This is a genomic window from Pollutimonas subterranea, assembly GCF_002849655.1.
Classification (GTDB): domain Bacteria; phylum Pseudomonadota; class Gammaproteobacteria; order Burkholderiales; family Burkholderiaceae_B; genus Pollutimonas; species Pollutimonas subterranea.
The window spans coordinates 1-15,876 of the sequence record NZ_PDNW01000008.1; the positions used below are offsets into that span (position 1 = coordinate 1).

Genomic DNA, 15,876 nt, shown 5'->3' on the forward strand with positions numbered 1-15,876 from the left:
CCGCATCGAGCCGCGACAGCGAAAACGAAGGCCAAAATCCTACCCATGGCTGAAGAAGCCGCGTGACCTCGCGCGCGACGACATCATTCGCTACGGGCGCCCGCAGCGGCCTAAGTAAGTGCCATTCCCATTAGGCCCCACTTGCTGGCGTGATAAACGCTGGCGTTGGGCCAGGCCCGACGCGCGGCCGTCGACGCAATATTGATGATGTGCCCGCCCGGCGCCAGATGTTCGAGCCCATATTTGGCCAACAAAAACGGACCCGTCAGGTTCGTGCGCATGACCCGATCCCAGTCCGACGTCGCCAGCTCACGTATGCTTAGCGTTACATCGATCCCGGCGTTATTCACAATAGCGTCCAGACGGCCGAACAAAGTAACGCCGCCATCCAGCACCCGGCGAACCTGGTCTTCGTCACCGACATCAAGCTGGAAAGCGCAAGCCCTGCCTGACGCCGCATTGATGCGCTCAGCAACCGCCTTCGCCGACGACTCATTGATATCCGTTACAACAATATGCGCCCCTTCAGCCGCCAGCGTTTCGCATATTGCTGCACCTAGGCCGCGTCCCGCTCCGGTGACCAGGACGGAGCGTCCAGCCACGGTCTGGTAATCATAGGCATCCATGTGCTTCCTCTATCGGGTTGTTATTCGAGTTTCATCTGTGGTTTGGTGTCAGGCGGTGAGGCGGGTTTCAGCGCCCCAGTGCCGTGCGGGCACTGGCGCCATCGAGCTTTCGTACAAGCCTTCAAACACGTTCGCCAACTGTGTACCCACGCAGCGCCAGCTAAATAGCTGATCGGCACGTTGAGCTCCGGCCTTGCCCATACGAGCCGACAGGCCGCGATCGAGCGCCAGGCGCGCCAGGCGTTCCGCCAGCGCATCGGGATCTTTGGGCGGGACCAGGAAACCAGTCACACCATCTACGACGGTATAGCGGATGCCACCCGTGTCGGACCCCACCACGGGCCGCGCGCACGCCATTGCTTCGACGGGGGTAATGCCAAACGGCTCATACCAGGGTGTTGTCGCAAACACATCGCTGGCGCAGTAGTAGCGGCGCAGCTGACTGCGGCCGCGCCGTCCGGTGAATTCCACGAAATCCAAAACGCCCTCTTCCCGTGCGATGGATTTAAGGCGCGCCAGTTCCGGCGTCGATTCCTCCGAGGGTGCCGTGGTGTTGCCCCCCACGATGCACAGGCGGGCATCCACCGAGTATTGCTTGCGCAGTCGGCTCAGGCCGCGAATGACGTTATCGACGCCTTTTCTGGGCACCATGCGCCCGAGCTGCAAAATGTAGAAGGCGTTCGGGTCCCATCCCAATGAGGCGCGAACAGGTTCCCGCTCCATGGGCCACATTTCCTGCGGATCAAATCCGCAAGGAACCATGCTGATATGGTCCGGATCCGCGCCGTACAGCTCGATAAGATCACGCCGGTCTTGTGGGCACTCGGCAATGATCCGGTCAGCCGAACGAACGATTCCATCTTCGATCTCAAAGCGGGAATCAGGGAATTTGTCGGCTTCGGCCTGATGCTGGCGGCGCACGCGTCCCAAGGCATGGAAGGTGACGGCCAAAGGAATTCCGAATTGGCGCGCCACCGGCAGCGCGGCCATGGCCGACATAAAGAAGTTGGCATGGATCAGATCGTACGAATGGCTGCATTTGCCAAAATAACCAAGCATGAACTCACCAAACTGATCCATGTAAGGCAACATGTCTTCCTTGGGAAGGTAGCGCGCTGGTCCGGCAGGGACATGAATTATTCTCAATCCCTTGCCCCACTCCAGTTCGCGCGGCAGCTGCGCATTATCCAACCGGGTGAAGACATCAACGGCATACCCCTGTGCGGCCAGTTGGCGCGCCACTTGGGCTACATAAACGTTCTGTCCACCGCTATCCACGCTTCCAGCCTGCGCAATTGGCGACGCATGCTCGCTGACAATCGCAACTCTTCGCATGATGCTCTCCATTATTGTTATGTCAACGCACGTAGCCGCCCGTCTCATCGCGCTGTACGGTAATGCGGTTATCGACATCAACGACGCCTGTGCAATCCTCGGCGCAGTCCTCGATGGAATGCTTGATGCGCCGGTCCTTTACCGTGCCTTCGAGCGTCACTTTGGCCTCCGCCACATTCACCGACACCTCGGATACATCGAGACCGCTATGACTCAGCCTTTCGCATACGTCTTCGCGGATACGCTCGTCGGAACGCGTATAGCCTTTAGGTTGAATACGCTGGCGTCCGTAAACATGTTGCTGACGCTCGTTGCGCCAGCCCTGTTGCTGGCCGCCCTGCGAACCTTGGTGGTTTCCACCGTACCCGCGTCCGCCTTCGAAATGCTCAATCTGCTGACGCTGAAAGCGCGGATCCTCGTTCGCAAACCCGCCATAGCTGCTTTGTCCCGGATCAGCGCTGCGACTGCGCAGCTGCTCGCCCTGTTCCGTGGCATGCACGCCCGCGCTTCGTCGTGTACCGTGTCTCTCGTCGCCGGATCCAGGCCCTTGCCAATCGCTCTCTCGACCCTTGGAGGGTTGCCGGTTTCGTCGATCGTCGTTCGTCATCACAGACTCCTTACACATATTGGAAATACGTTTGCTAGCACAAGCGTCGATAGCGATCCATGACAGCAAACTGTGTGCCGCGGGACGAGCATGCGCGTCTATTGCGAGTCAGCGGGCCGGGAAGTTCTTACACGTATCGGTAATTTGGACGGCCGGCCGGCAACTGAAACGGATCGACACCCGTCGAACATTCAAATTCGGGCTTCCCAACGCTAGGGCGAAAGGCCCGTTTAACAATGATCGCCGGACCTTTACAACATCGATACGTACTGAATTTTCTGCTTACACGACCTGGCACGACCATTGCGTGTATTCATCTGGATAGCTCAAAAGGTTCCAACTAATGAAGGAGACGTCAATTGACCCAGATCACCTACGAGCTGCAAGCGCGCCAGCAGACCAGCCTCACTCCCCGACTGCAACAGTCCGTCAAGCTCCTGCAGATGTCCACACTGGATTTCAGCCGCGAAGTGGCGGAGGCGATTGCGAACAACCCGTTTCTTGAAGAGCCTGAAGAATCCGGTTCCGAAGAAAAATCCGGAAAGGCAGAACATGGCTTTGACGACGCACCAGCGTTTGCTGATAACGAGGCCGCGCCCGCCATGGAGCAGTATGTCGACACGGATGCTGGAAGCGAGGCGGCTGCGCCGGAAACGGAATATCTTGCAAGCAGCCTGGCTGACGCACCGGCCTACTCCGGCGACTATCCCACTCAGCGCAACTCCGATCAGCCAGACAGCGATGTAGGCCAATGGGCGCGCAGCACCGGCAGCCTTCAGGAATCGCTGCGTGCCGATCTGTGCAGCTACCAGCTGAACGAGCGGGAACGCTATTTGACCGAGTACATCATCGAAGCCCTCGACGATGACGGCTATTTGCGCGTGCCTTTTTCCGAGTTGGCCAGTGCTCAGGAATTCTCGCACCCTGCCAGCGACGAGGAATGGGAGATCGCCCTGCGCCTCGTGCAGCAGCTGGGCCAGCCCGGCCTGGCGGCTCGCAACCTTTCGGAGTGCCTCACCCTGCAATTAAAGGCCCTGCCGGACCATGCGCCGGGCAAGGCAATCGCCTTGCGCATTGTGGCCGACGCCATCGAGAGACTGGGTCGCTGCGACTATGCGGGCCTGGCCAAGGCACTTTCCTGCACTGAAGAGAACATCCAGGAAGCCTGCGTGCTGATACGGACGCTCTCGCCGCGCCCCGGCGGCCAGTACTCGGCGGTGGATCCGTCGTGCTACGTGATACCGGATGCCATCGTACGCAAGGTAGGCCGCCTCTGGGTTGCCACGTCGAATGAAGAGGCGACGCCGCGTGCCCGCCTGAACAGTGCCTATGCGCAGCTCTTTCGCCAGAGCCGCTACGGCGACCGCTCGCTGATGGCCCAGGCGCTGCAAGAAGCACGCTGGCTAATGCGCAGCCTGGAGCAGCGCAAGAGCACCATACAACTCGTCGCACAGGCCATCGTGGCTCGCCAGCAGACATTTTTCGACTATGGCGAAATTGCACTGCGTCCCATGATGCTGAGCGAAATCGCGGACGAACTGGGCATGCACGAGTCGACGATTTCCCGCGCCACCAGCAACAAGTATCTGGCTTCTCCGCGCGGCATCTATGAGTTCAAATCCTTCTTCTCGCGCGAGCTCGCCACGCAATCGGGCGGTACCTGCTCGGCCGTTGCCGTGCGGGCCCTGATTCAGGAAATGATCGATGCCGAAGACCCCAAGGAGCCATTATCGGACGTGGTCCTGGCGCGTAAACTGGCGCGCGAAGGCGTAGTGGTGGCACGGCGCACGGTATCGAAGTACCGCGCCCAGATAAAATGCCCGCCTGCCGATCTGCGTCGCCGGCCAAGTTATCCCCAGCCCTAGGGCACGCCGCCCCATCCCGTCCAGCATTGCCATGACACCGATGCTGCGGGATAATGCGGCAACTTTGCCGACGCGTATGAAAAATGACCATGCCTTCTCTTCCGGGTATCGTGCTGCTGGGAACGGGCGGCACCATTGCCGCCACGGCACCTGGCACGACCACACTGACCGACTACACCGTCACACAAGGCATCGATTCGCTCCTGACTGCCGTACCGGAAATCAACGCGCTGGCGAGGCTGCGATGCAGCCAGGTCTTCAATGTCGAAAGCCATGCAATCACCAACAAGATGCTGCTGAAACTCGCGGGCAGAGTCAACAAGGAATTGTCTGATCCCGCCGTCGACGGCGTGGTGATCACACACGGAACGGACACACTGGAAGAGACGGCTTATTTCCTGAACCTCACCATCAAAAGCCGTAAACCGGTGGTCGTGGTGGGCGCCATGCGTCCGGGCTCGGCGATCAGCGCGGACGGGCCGCTGAACCTGTTCAATGCCGTCTTGCTGGCTGCCAGCAAGCAGGCTCAAGGACACGGCGTTCTTGTCATGCTGAACGACCGAATTTCCGCCGCACGCTACACCAGCAAAACCCATAGCACCCAGCTTGATACCTTCCGTTCCCCCGATCAGGGCTACCTCGGGCAGGTCCATAACGGCAAGATCCATATCTTCCAGACACCGACGACCCGGCATACGACCCAAAGCGACTTCGACGTGGCCGGCGTCAAATCGCTTCCATGGGTGGACATCATCTACGATCATCAAGACGCCGGCGTGCATCTTTATGAAGCATCGATCAAGGCGGGTGCGCAAGGTATCGTCATTGCGGCCACGGGCAACGGAAGCGTCTCCACGACGGTAAAAAAAGGGGCGCGGCTGGCCGCCAGGAGCAATGTGGTGTGCGTGCGATCCTCGCGTGTTGGCGCGGGTGTCGTCTCTGAGAGCGATGCGGATGACAAACTGCGACTGGTATCGGGCAACTCCCTGAATCCCCAAAAGGCCCGGATATTGTTGATGCTGGCATTGGGCAAGACGCGCGACCCGAAAACAATCCAGTCTTATTTTGATCAGTACTGATCGTCCGGCGGGTCTGCGGCCATGCCGTAGGCCCTGCATGCTATAGAGGGCCCGGGTCGTCCACGAAGGCCAGGCGGCGCATGCTTTCAAAGCGCCGCAAGCCGCCACTGTAGGGATCCCGGAACTCGATGGCACGCGCAAGTAGCTGCAACGGACGGCTATAGTCGTCCGTGTCGGCGTAGGCCAGGAGATCGGGATAGAAGCCATCATTGCAAATCGGAATGCCCAGTGCGCTCAAGTGCACCCGCAACTGATGCTTGCGTCCCGTATGAGGCCTTAGCCGATAATGCCCCAGCCCTTCCCGATGCGAAATCTTCCCGATCAATTCGATCTGGGTTTCACTATTGGCGGTGCCAGGCGCCTCATGCATCGTGAAGTGACCGGTACGCGGTTCCAGCCGGCTGCGGTACACCTTCGGCAGGTTCAGATCCCCACGCAGCGGGGCTACTGCTTCATATTCTTTTTGCACCTCGCGGTCCTGGAACAGCGACTGATAGGCGCCCCGATATTGTGGATCGACACAAAACAGCAGGATTCCGGCGGTATCCCTGTCCAAGCGGTGCAGTGGGCTCAGCAAAGGCAGATCGAGCTGGCTGCGCAGGCGTATGAGCGCCGTCTCCCGCAGATAACGGCCGCCTGGCGTACTGGCGAGGAAATGCGGCTTGTCGGCCACCACCAAGTGATCATCGCGGAACAACACCGGAAGGTCGAACGGCACGGACTCTTCTTGCGGCACTTCACGGTAATACCAAAGCCAGCGCAACGGGCGATAGGGGCTGGCGAGTGTCTGGACCACGCCATCCTGGTCCACGATGTCGCCGCGTTCCAGACGCTTGCGCAGGATGTCCGCAGGAATGTGCTTGAAGCGTTCCAGCATAAAGTCCAGCAACGTCGGCCAGGTCCCCGCCGGCAGGTGCACGCGGCTGGGCGCAACGCCCCGGCGTACCGGCAAAGGCGCATTGCGCGTCATTTCACTACGCTGGGTTTTTTTCAAGTTCTACGCGGCCCAGTCGAGGATGACCTTGCCGCTCTGGCCTGAAAGCATGGTGTCGAACCCGGCGCGGTAATCGGTGACGGAAAAGTGATGCGTGATGACCGGGGATAGGTCCAGTCCGCTTTGCAACATGGCCACCATCTTGTACCAGGTCTCGAACATCTCACGGCCATATATACCCTTGATCTCCAGACCCTTGAAGATGACTTTGTTCCAGTCTATGCCGAATCCCGCGGGCAATATCCCGAGCATTGCAATCTTGCCGCCGTGATTCATTTGATCCAGCATGGAACTGAAGGCGCTGGGTACGCCGGACATCTCCATGCCGACGTCGAACCCTTCCGCCATATGCAGCTCGGCCATGACGTCCGGCAGGCTTTCCTTGGCGACATTCACCGTGCGCGTGGCGCCCATTTTGCGGGCAAGATCAAGCCGATAATCATTGACGTCGGTGATGACCACATTGCGCGCGCCTACATGGCGAGCAATGGCTGCGGCCATGGCGCCGATGGGCCCTGCGCCGGTAATGAGCACATCTTCGCCCACCAGATTGAAGGCCAGGGCGGTATGCGCGGCATTGCCGAAGGGGTCAAAAATAGCGGCGAGTTCGTCGGAAACATCGTCCGGTATCTTGAATGCGTTGAACGCCGGAATGGCCAGGTAGTCGGCAAAAGCGCCTGGCCTGTCGACCCCGACTCCGGATGTGTTGCGACACAGGTGCCGCCTGCCGGCGCGGCAATTACGGCAGAAGCCGCAAGTGATGTGTCCTTCGCCCGATACCCGGTCGCCGATGGCGAAGCCCTGAACCTCCTGCCCGATCTCCACGATTTCGCCCACGTATTCGTGGCCGACATGCATGGGAACCGGTATGGTCTTGCTCGCCCAGTCGTCCCATTTCCAGATGTGGATGTCGGTACCGCAGATCGCCGTTTTGCGTATCTTTATCAGGACATCGTTATGCCCAACGACAGGCCGCTGAACGTCGGTAAGCGTCAAGCCGACGGCAGGTTCCAGTTTAGCGAGTGCTCGCATGGCGTGCTCCAGGTAGGCGTAAGGCTCGATTATAAAAGCCCGCCACACCGATCGACATATAAATGTTGACCGCCCTCAGGTACTGCCTGTCAAGCTATGACACCAAGGCGGCGGCCGACGCGCTGGAACGCCTCCACCGCTTTATCGATTTGTTCCGTGGTGTGGGCCGCACTCATCTGGGTGCGGATACGCGCCTGTCCCTTGGGCACGACGGGATACGAGAACCCGATGACATAGACGCCCTCGAGCAAAAGCTCGTCGGCCATTCGGCTTGCCAGGGCGGCATCGCCCAACATTACCGGGATAATCGGATGCTCGCCCGGCACCAGGTCGAAGCCCGCCGCGGACATCGCCGCGCGAAACCGCTGCCCATTTTCACGAACGCTATGACGCAAGTCGCGGCCCTCATCGCTTTGCAGCAGTTCCAGCACGCACAGGGATGCTTCCACGATCGCCGGCGCGAGCGTGTTCGAGAACAGATAAGGCCGCGAGCGCTGCCGCAATAGCTCGACAACCGACCGGTGAGCCGCAACATAGCCGCCGGATGCGCCACCCAGGGCTTTGCCCAAGGTACCGGTAAGAATATGCACCCGCCCTTCAACACCGCAATATTCCGGTGTGCCCCTGCCATGCTCGCCAATGAAACCTACGGCGTGCGAATCGTCGACCATGACCTGTGCGCCGAATTCGTCAGCCAGGTCGCAGATGGACCTCAGGTCGGCAATGACCCCGTCCATGGAAAATACGCCATCCGTGGCGATCAGCTTATGACGCGCGCCCGCTGCATCGGCAGCCTGCAGTTGGGCGCGCAGATCGGCCATGTCGTTGTTCGCGTAGCGATAACGCTTTGCCTTGCACAAGCGAACGCCATCGATGATGCTTGCATGATTCAAGGCGTCGCTGATGACCGCATCGTTTTCATCCAGCAGCACCTCGAACAGCCCGCCGTTGGCGTCGAAGCAACTGGAATACAGTATTGCGTCGCCCATCCGAAGGAAACCCGCCAGCGCCTCTTCTAGTTGCTTGTGGCCGGTTTGGGTGCCGCATATGAATCGCACTGACGCCAGCCCGAAACCCGCTGCGTCCAAGCCCTGCTTGGCGGCCTGAATAAGGCGCTTGTCATCGGCGAGGCCCAGATAGTTATTGGCGCAGAAATTCAGCACCTGCGGACCGTCGGCAAGTTGCACCTGAGCCGATTGCGGACTTGCCATGATGCGTTCGGCTTTGTAGAAGCCGTCGGCGCGCAGTTGCGTAATCTGCCGCTGCACATGATCGAGAAAGGAATCGGACATAGGTGTTCCTGTAAAGACTTTCACTAAGTGGCGACAGGCCCCCGGGTGACTTGGCTGCGTGACCTGCGACCCTGCGCGACCCAGATGAAGGCAAGAATCAGGAGGGCGGGAATATAGAACCAGAATTCGGAGGGCCTGGACGGGTTGGGAATCTTGATCTCGCTAATGTTCCAACCCTGCTCCCAGCCCGCACGACGCGCCTGGCTACCAAATCGTACAGACGCGATTTGCGCCTGGTCTCCCAGCGCCATTACCGTCAGGCCCGCCGCAGTAAGCCTCTGCATGCCGGCTGCGTTACCCTGGGCCGTGCTGCCTTCGGGCAATGCCGGCAACGGCACGGCAACGGTCTTCTGCAAGTCGTCGCCCTCAAGCGTCATGCCTTCGATCACCGCAATCAGCCTACCTTTGTCCGGCATGGCGGCAGCAACCTGAAGCAACTCGCTTGCCGGGCGCGTCTCGTACTTGGGCGATACGTAGTCCATGAACCAGCCCGGCCTGAACAGCGCGAAGGTGACCACGAGCAGCAACACCACTTCCACCCAACTGCATTTGACGCGCATCCACCTCATGGTGGCGGCGGCGAAAACGAGTGACGCAAGCGTGGCGCCGCCTACGACCAGCACCAGCTCGAACCAGCCTTCTACATCAATCAACAGCAGCAGAGGGTTAAAGATGAACATGAACGGCAGTACAGCCGTGCGCATGGCATACTTGACCCCCTGGATGCCGGTCTTGAGCGGATCTTCGCCCGATATGGCCGCGGCGGCAAAGGTCGCCAGCCCGACCGGCGGCGTAATGTCCGCCATGATCCCATAATAAAAAACGAACATGTGCACGGCAATCAGCGGAATCACGATGCCGCTTTGTGCGCCGAGCTCGACCACCACCGGCGCCATCAGGCTTGCCATCAGGATATAGTTGGCCGTCGTGGGCATGCCCAAGCCCAAAACCAGACATACTGCTGCGGTAAAGATGAGCATCACCAGCACATTGCCCATCGACACCATCTCGACGAAGGCTGTCATACGCAAGCCCAGGCCGGTCAGTGTGATGGCGCCGACAATAAGACCTGCCGTACCGCAGGCAATGGCGATACCAACCATATTGCGCGCACCATCCTGGAGTCCATTTACCGTGTCAGACACGCCCACGCTGATTGCCGGTGCGACGGCCTGCTTGCGGAACCAGGCGATCAATGGCCGCTGCGTCAGCATTTGCAGCACCATGGACACGACCGCCCAGAATGCCGAAAGGCCCGCGGACAATTGTTCCACCGACAGGCACCAGACCAGAATACCGATAGGTATCAGGAAATACAGGCCCGCCCGTACCGTAGGCCAGGTTTCCGGCTTGATCGGGTTGGTAATGTTGATCTCGGTGGGAAGGTCGGGATGGCTGGCGGCAATCCGCAGCAACCATACATACAATGCGATTAACAGAGCGGTCAGTATTCCCATGGCGGCGTCGCCGGCAACCGCCTGGACGCCCACGCCTATCCAGTACACCAATCCCATGACGATCAAGGAACCGGCAATGCCCATGCCCCACCCGGCAAGCTTCTGCAGCAAGGTGCGCGGCTTGCCCGCCGACATCATGGGCTTGAGGCCGAGTGCCAACGCCTCAAGATGAACGATATAGAACAGGGCAATGTAGGAAATACTTGCGGGCAGCAAGGCGTGGCGGATGATATCGGTATAGGGAATGCCCACATACTCGATCATCAGGAACGCCGCCGCACCCATCACGGGAGGCATGATCTGTCCATTCACCGACGACGCCGTTTCGATGGCGCCCGCACGGACCCCACCATAACCTGCCTTTTTCATGAGTGGAATGGTAAAGATCCCGCCTGTCACCACGTTGGCCACCGACGAGGCGGATACCAGTCCGTTGACAGCCGAGGACACCACCGCGACCTTTGCCGGCCCGCCGCGCAAATGGCCCAACATCGCAAAGGAAACCTGCATCATGTAGTTGCCGGCCCCACAACGATCCAGCAAGGAGCCCAGCAATACAAAAATAAAAATATATGAAACCGATACGCCCAGGGCAACGCCGTAGACGCCTTCGGTGGTGAGCCACATGTGCGACACCATGCGCTCCAGCGATGCACCGCGGTGCGACAAGGCATCGGGCAGCCACGGACCGAGGAAGACATAAAGAATGAAGATGGCGCCCAGTACTGCCATGGGCGCACCCAATGAACGCCGCGTGACTTCCAGCAGCAGTACCAGCCCGATGGCGGCGACCGTAATATCCATTGTGGTGGGAATACCGGGTCTCGTTGCGAGCTCTCTATAGAAAAAGAAAAGATAGGCGCCGCAGAATCCGGCGACCAGGGCAAGAACCCAGTCGTACCAGGGCATATGGTCGCGCGGCGAGCTTTTGCGCGCCGGATAAGCCAGGTAGCCCAGGAACATGGCGATGCCCAAATGCAGGGCACGTGCCTCGGTATCATTGAGAATGCCGAAATTAAAGGCGAAAGGCAGCGGTGACGCATACCAGAGCTGGAACAAGGACCACAAGACAGCGCCGATAAAAATTACTGCGCCGGTAAATCCGCCCACCGTACGTCCGCCGCGGTCAACATCGGCAACTAACTGCTCGAGTTTCGCATTCGTTTGATCGGGGTCCGGTGTGGCTATGCTAGTCATGCTGTTATTCCGTCGGGTGTAGCCATAAGGGCGCCCAAGTGGGCGCCCTTTTCTATCTAAAAGTACGCGCTGTAAATCTTACAGCAATCCTTTTTCCTTGAAGTACTTTTCAGCACCGGGGTGCAGTGGAGCCGACAAGCCATTCTTTGCCATGTCCTTGGCGTTCAGATTCGCGAGCGCAGGATGCAGTTTCTTGAAGTCTTCGAAGTTCTCGAATACGGCTTTCACGACAAGGTAAACGGTCTCTTCAGGCACATCGGCCGACGTGACGAATGTGGCCAGCACGCCGTAAGTGTTCGTTTCCTGCGGATTGTTGGGATACAAACCCGCTGGAATTGTCGCCTTCGCGTAGTAAGGGAAGTCGGCGACCAGCTTGTCGACCACCGGGCCGGTCAAGGAAACCAGTTGTGCGCCACACGTGGTGGTGGGGTCCTGGATGTTGGCCGATGGATGGCCGACTCCGTACATGAAGCCGTCGATCTTGCCGTCGCACAACGCTGGACCGTGCTCATCGGGACGCAATTCCGATGCCAGCGAGAAAAAGCTCAGGTCTACGCCCTTGGCTTTCAGGAATTGCTCCATGGAGGCCCGGGTTCCCGAACCAGGATTGCCAACGTTGAAGCGTTTGCCCTTGAAATCGTCGAAAGACTTGATATTGGCTTCTTTGCGCGCCACGACCGTAAACGGTTCGGGGTGGATCGAGAATACCGAGCGCAATTTCTCGAAGGCGCCCGCGTCCTTGAACTGTCCTTCGCCCTTGTAGGCGTTATAGCCGACATCGGACTGCACCACGCCGAGGTCGAGCTCGCCGGCCTTGATGGTATTGATGTTGAATACCGAGCCACCCGTGGACTCCACAGAGCAACGTGTACCGTTTTCCTTGCGATCTTTATTGACCAGCCTGCAGATTGCGCCGCCGGCAGCGTAATAGACACCCGTTACGCCACCGGTGCCAATGCTGACGAACTTCTGTTGGGCGGCAGCGGGCAACGGCGCCGCCAAGGCTGCAAACATGGCGGCAGCACTGGCAGTCAATGCCAGCCGTTTGCTGAAAGAGACAGTAAAAAACGACCCCATTTTCTTCTCCTGTTGGACTTTATGATTTGGTTGGAACAACTTCCGACCCGCATTCGTTTACCGATGGCAGCAGGAAATTGTGCGGCCAGGGATAAAAGGCACATGCTACCCCTGTTGGCTAGTGTTCCACGCATGAAAAAGCTAGGGATTACCCTTGAGGATAATGGAAAACCGATAGGTGACACCCCGCATTCGCCGCAGCCTTTTTCGTACTTGACGGCGCGACCAGTGGAATCTACTATGCAACGAAAATTAACAAATCATAACGATTAAACGGACAACCTCGGAACGAACTTTCCTATGCAGCACAACAAGTGTTGGGCAATTATCGCAGCGGCTGCCCTGCTACTTGTGGCTTGTCTGAATGTCGCCTGGGCTTCGCTGCCCACGCGCCTGGTGCGTGTGGGCGTCATCCACCACAATGCCACGATGGCACCTCTCTCCGATCAGGAGCCGCCGGTAAGCATACTTGGCGACTTGCTGACCGCCATAGCGCAGCAAGAAAATTGGTCGCTGGAAGCAGTACCTTGCAGGTGGCACGTATGTCTTGCCGCACTCAATAGCGGAAAGATAGACGTTCTAAGCGATATGGCCCCATCGGAGGCACGGAAGAACCGCTACGATTTCAGCCAGGTGCCGGCTGTGCGCAGCAGATCGCGAATTTACGCACGCCGCGACGCATCAATTCAATCGATGCGCGATCTCGTCGACAAACGTATTGCCGTTCTACCCGAGTCCGTTCAATACGACCAGCTATTGGTATTGACGTCAGGCTTTGGCGTAAACGTCAATGTGGTGGACGTCGAAACACTGGACAAAGCGTTTTCCATGGTGGCCAAAGGACAAGCCGATGCGGTTGTATCGCGGGATCACACCGGCGATCAGCACGCCGCCAAGCATGGCCTGATCGAGACTCCCATCACCGTCCGTCCCTCCGATCTCTTCTATGCCACGGGGAAAGGCCGCAATGCGGACATCCTGGCGACCATCGACCAGCACCTGCAACAATGGCAACGCAGTCCCGGGTCCATCTACTATCAAACACTTCAGCAATGGAGCGCCACCGCGCCATCGTCGACCGCCATTCCGCAGGCATTCTGGTGGGCGATAGCGGTGCTTATCGGTTTGTTGTCCACCGCCCTGACAGCCGCATTTTTACTGAAGACCCGCATGGCGCGTCAAACTCGCAATTTCGAGGCCAACGAAGCGCGGCTCAACACCATACTCGACAGCGTGGATGCTCATATTTATATCAAAGACTGCAACTTGCGCTATGTCTATGGCAACCGTAGACTCTGTGAGCTGTTCGGGGTCACACCGCAAGAGCTGATCGGCGCCGCCGATGGCGATTTCTTTGACCGGAACTCATACTCGTTGCTACGCCAGAACGATCTACGGGTCATCGAACAGGGCGAGCGGGTGGTATGCGAAGAAAATGACATGAGGGTCAAAGGCAAGACGACCGAAACGATTCTTTCGATCAAGGTTCCGCTGCGCAGCCCCGAGGGCAAGATAGAAGCACTCTGCGGTATTTCAACCGACATTACCGAACTACGCACCAGCCAGAAGGCGGTCCATCAGCTGGCCTTCTACGATCCGCTTACCGGACTTCCCAATCGCCGGCTGCTGCTGGAATGCATAGACCGCGTCCTTGCTGACGCACGACAACACGCCCACACTGGCGCATTGCTGTTCATAGACCTCGATCACTTCAAGCGCATCAATGACGCGCGTGGACATGATGTCGGAGACGCCGTGCTGTGCGATGTAGCGCAACGGATGAAAAACGCATTCCATGGCGACCATGTCGTGGCCCGCATTGGCGGTGACGAGTTCGTTATGCTGCTGGATTTCGCCAGCCAGACTCCCGAAGAGGGAAAAACCGAAGCCTTCGCGGCGGCTGAGACGGTGCGCGCGGTCCTTGGACGCCCCATTGTCATCCAAAACCATGAATATCTGGTGCAAGGCAGTATAGGCGCGACATTGTTGACCGCAGACAGCAAATCGACAGCCGACGTGCTGCGCGAAGCCGATACCGCGATGTACCGGGCCAAGGCGGACGGCCGAAATCGCATTGCGTTCTATGAAAGCAGCATGCACCAGGAAGTCGAGGATCGCCTGGCGCTCGAACATGACATGAGCCACGCAATAGGCACTACGCAATTCAAACTGCAGATTCAAACGCAATGGGACAGCGCCGGCCGCGTCGTAGGCGCGGAACTCCTGATGCGATGGGACCACCCTGAACGCGGCCGCATTTCGCCGGACGTATTCATTCCCATTGCGGAAGAAAGTGGAATGATCGTGCGGCTGGGGGATTGGGCCTTGCAGGAAACCTGTGCGATGCTGCTGAAAATCAAGCAAACCGGCAAGCTTTACCCCTTGTCCATTAATGTAAGTCCACGCCAGTTCAGACAGGCTGATTTCGTAAAGCGCGTACAGCAAATCATTCAGCAGTCCGGGGCTCCCGCCGATCAACTTATCTTCGAAGTGACCGAAGGCGTGCTGATCGACGATGAAAACGGTTCGATAGACCGCATGACCGAACTCAATGCGCTGGGCCTAAGATTTTCAATCGATGACTTCGGCACGGGTTATTGCAGCCTTGCCTACCTGAAACGATTGCCCCTGTATGAACTGAAGATAGATGAATGCTTTATACGCGACACACCGGCAAACAGCGACGATGCCGCGATCGTGAAGCTGATTCTTGCCATGGCCCGACAACTGAACCTGAAGGTCGTGGCGGAAGGCGTAGAGACCCATGCCCAGGCCGCATTTCTGACCCAGAACCACTGCGATGCCATGCAAGGGTTTCTCTTCTCGCGTCCCATGGCAATCAGCGACTGGCTGGACAACAAGAAGGCCGCCTAGGAAATCAGGCGCGCACGTATTTGAAAGTCCCTACAGCGGTGGCCAACAACTCGATATCGTCAAGCCAGACTTCGGCTCGCGCAAAGAAGACGCTGCGCCCCTTGCGTACGATATAGCCTTTCGCCACCAGCGTCGTGCCCTCGCCGCTGCTCACGAAGTTGGTGGTGAGCGAAAGCGTCAGGCTGCGCAGCACGGGCTCGCCCGGCGCGGAATAAAGTCCGCAATAGCCACAGACCGAATCGAGCAAGGTACAAATTACGCCGCCATGAATGCGGCCCGTACGATTACCCAAGTCGGGAGAGGTATCCAGGCGCATCTCGGCGTAGCCGGGCGACCACTCGGTAAGCTGAATGCCGAGCCGTTCCAGAAATGGATTATTGATGGGGATGGAAGCAAAGGCGATGTCAGTCATGAAGCTAGGACGAAAGTCGAAATATAAAG

The 15,876-nt window shown here is 58.5% G+C and carries 12 protein-coding genes; 3 read left to right on the top strand and 9 right to left on the bottom strand.

The features are described from left to right. Positions 1-110: 110 nt before the first annotated feature. From CR159_RS10595 to CR159_RS10605, 3 genes are read right to left on the bottom strand one after another with little or no spacing between them, the layout of a single operon-like run. Entirely contained in the window at positions 111-626 is a 516-nt protein-coding gene (locus tag CR159_RS10595; protein ID WP_102073930.1) for an SDR family NAD(P)-dependent oxidoreductase, read from the bottom strand. A 48-nt stretch (positions 627-674) separates the two neighbouring features. Further along, the gene (locus tag CR159_RS10600; RefSeq protein ID WP_102073931.1) at positions 675-1,961 is read right to left on the bottom strand and encodes a glycosyltransferase family 4 protein; all 1,287 of its coding nucleotides are present in this window, start codon (positions 1,959-1,961) and stop codon (positions 675-677) included. Between the two features lie 22 nt (positions 1,962-1,983). Continuing rightward, positions 1,984-2,568 (bottom strand): BON domain-containing protein, encoded by a 585-nt coding sequence (locus CR159_RS10605; RefSeq protein ID WP_233208261.1) that lies wholly within the window; start codon positions 2,566-2,568, stop codon positions 1,984-1,986. A 359-nt stretch (positions 2,569-2,927) separates the two neighbouring features. On the opposite strand from CR159_RS10605, the gene CR159_RS10610 reads away from it, so the two are divergent. Further along, positions 2,928-4,433 carry an RNA polymerase factor sigma-54 gene (locus CR159_RS10610; RefSeq protein WP_102073933.1) on the top strand — a complete coding sequence of 502 codons (1,506 nt, stop codon included), beginning with the start codon at positions 2,928-2,930 and terminating at the stop codon, positions 4,431-4,433. 89 nt (positions 4,434-4,522) lie between these two features. Then, complete coding sequence (locus tag CR159_RS10615) at positions 4,523-5,512, top strand: type II asparaginase (RefSeq protein ID WP_199173290.1); 990 nt, start codon at positions 4,523-4,525, stop codon at positions 5,510-5,512. Between the two features lie 40 nt (positions 5,513-5,552). Here the strand turns inward: CR159_RS10615 and CR159_RS10620 are convergent, their stop codons facing one another. The 5 genes from CR159_RS10620 to CR159_RS10640 all read right to left on the bottom strand — a co-directional run bounded on the left by CR159_RS10620 (position 5,553) and on the right by CR159_RS10640 (position 12,561). After that, the gene (locus CR159_RS10620; protein ID WP_233208262.1) at positions 5,553-6,506 is read right to left on the bottom strand and encodes a pseudouridine synthase; all 954 of its coding nucleotides are present in this window, start codon (positions 6,504-6,506) and stop codon (positions 5,553-5,555) included. A gap of 3 nt (positions 6,507-6,509) precedes the next feature. Next, positions 6,510-7,538, bottom strand: coding sequence for an L-threonine 3-dehydrogenase (tdh, locus tag CR159_RS10625; RefSeq protein ID WP_102073936.1), 1,029 nt, complete (start codon positions 7,536-7,538; stop codon positions 6,510-6,512). A gap of 89 nt (positions 7,539-7,627) precedes the next feature. Further along, positions 7,628-8,830 (bottom strand): glycine C-acetyltransferase, encoded by a 1,203-nt coding sequence (locus CR159_RS10630; RefSeq protein ID WP_102073937.1) that lies wholly within the window; start codon positions 8,828-8,830, stop codon positions 7,628-7,630. A gap of 23 nt (positions 8,831-8,853) precedes the next feature. Next, positions 8,854-11,484 carry a TRAP transporter permease gene (locus CR159_RS10635; RefSeq protein ID WP_102073938.1) on the bottom strand — a complete coding sequence of 877 codons (2,631 nt, stop codon included), beginning with the start codon at positions 11,482-11,484 and terminating at the stop codon, positions 8,854-8,856. A gap of 78 nt (positions 11,485-11,562) precedes the next feature. Beyond that, complete coding sequence (locus tag CR159_RS10640; RefSeq protein ID WP_102073939.1) at positions 11,563-12,561, bottom strand: TAXI family TRAP transporter solute-binding subunit; 999 nt, start codon at positions 12,559-12,561, stop codon at positions 11,563-11,565. A gap of 300 nt (positions 12,562-12,861) precedes the next feature. Here CR159_RS10640 and CR159_RS10645 point away from each other — a divergent pair, with 300 nt between their 5' ends. After that, positions 12,862-15,435: an EAL domain-containing protein gene (locus CR159_RS10645; protein ID WP_102073940.1), complete on the top strand. Its 2,574-nt coding sequence runs from the start codon at positions 12,862-12,864 to the stop codon at positions 15,433-15,435. A gap of 4 nt (positions 15,436-15,439) precedes the next feature. On the opposite strand, the gene CR159_RS10650 is transcribed toward CR159_RS10645, so the two are convergent. Continuing rightward, positions 15,440-15,847, bottom strand: coding sequence for a PaaI family thioesterase (locus CR159_RS10650; RefSeq protein WP_102073941.1), 408 nt, complete (start codon positions 15,845-15,847; stop codon positions 15,440-15,442). Positions 15,848-15,876 lie beyond the last annotated feature (29 nt).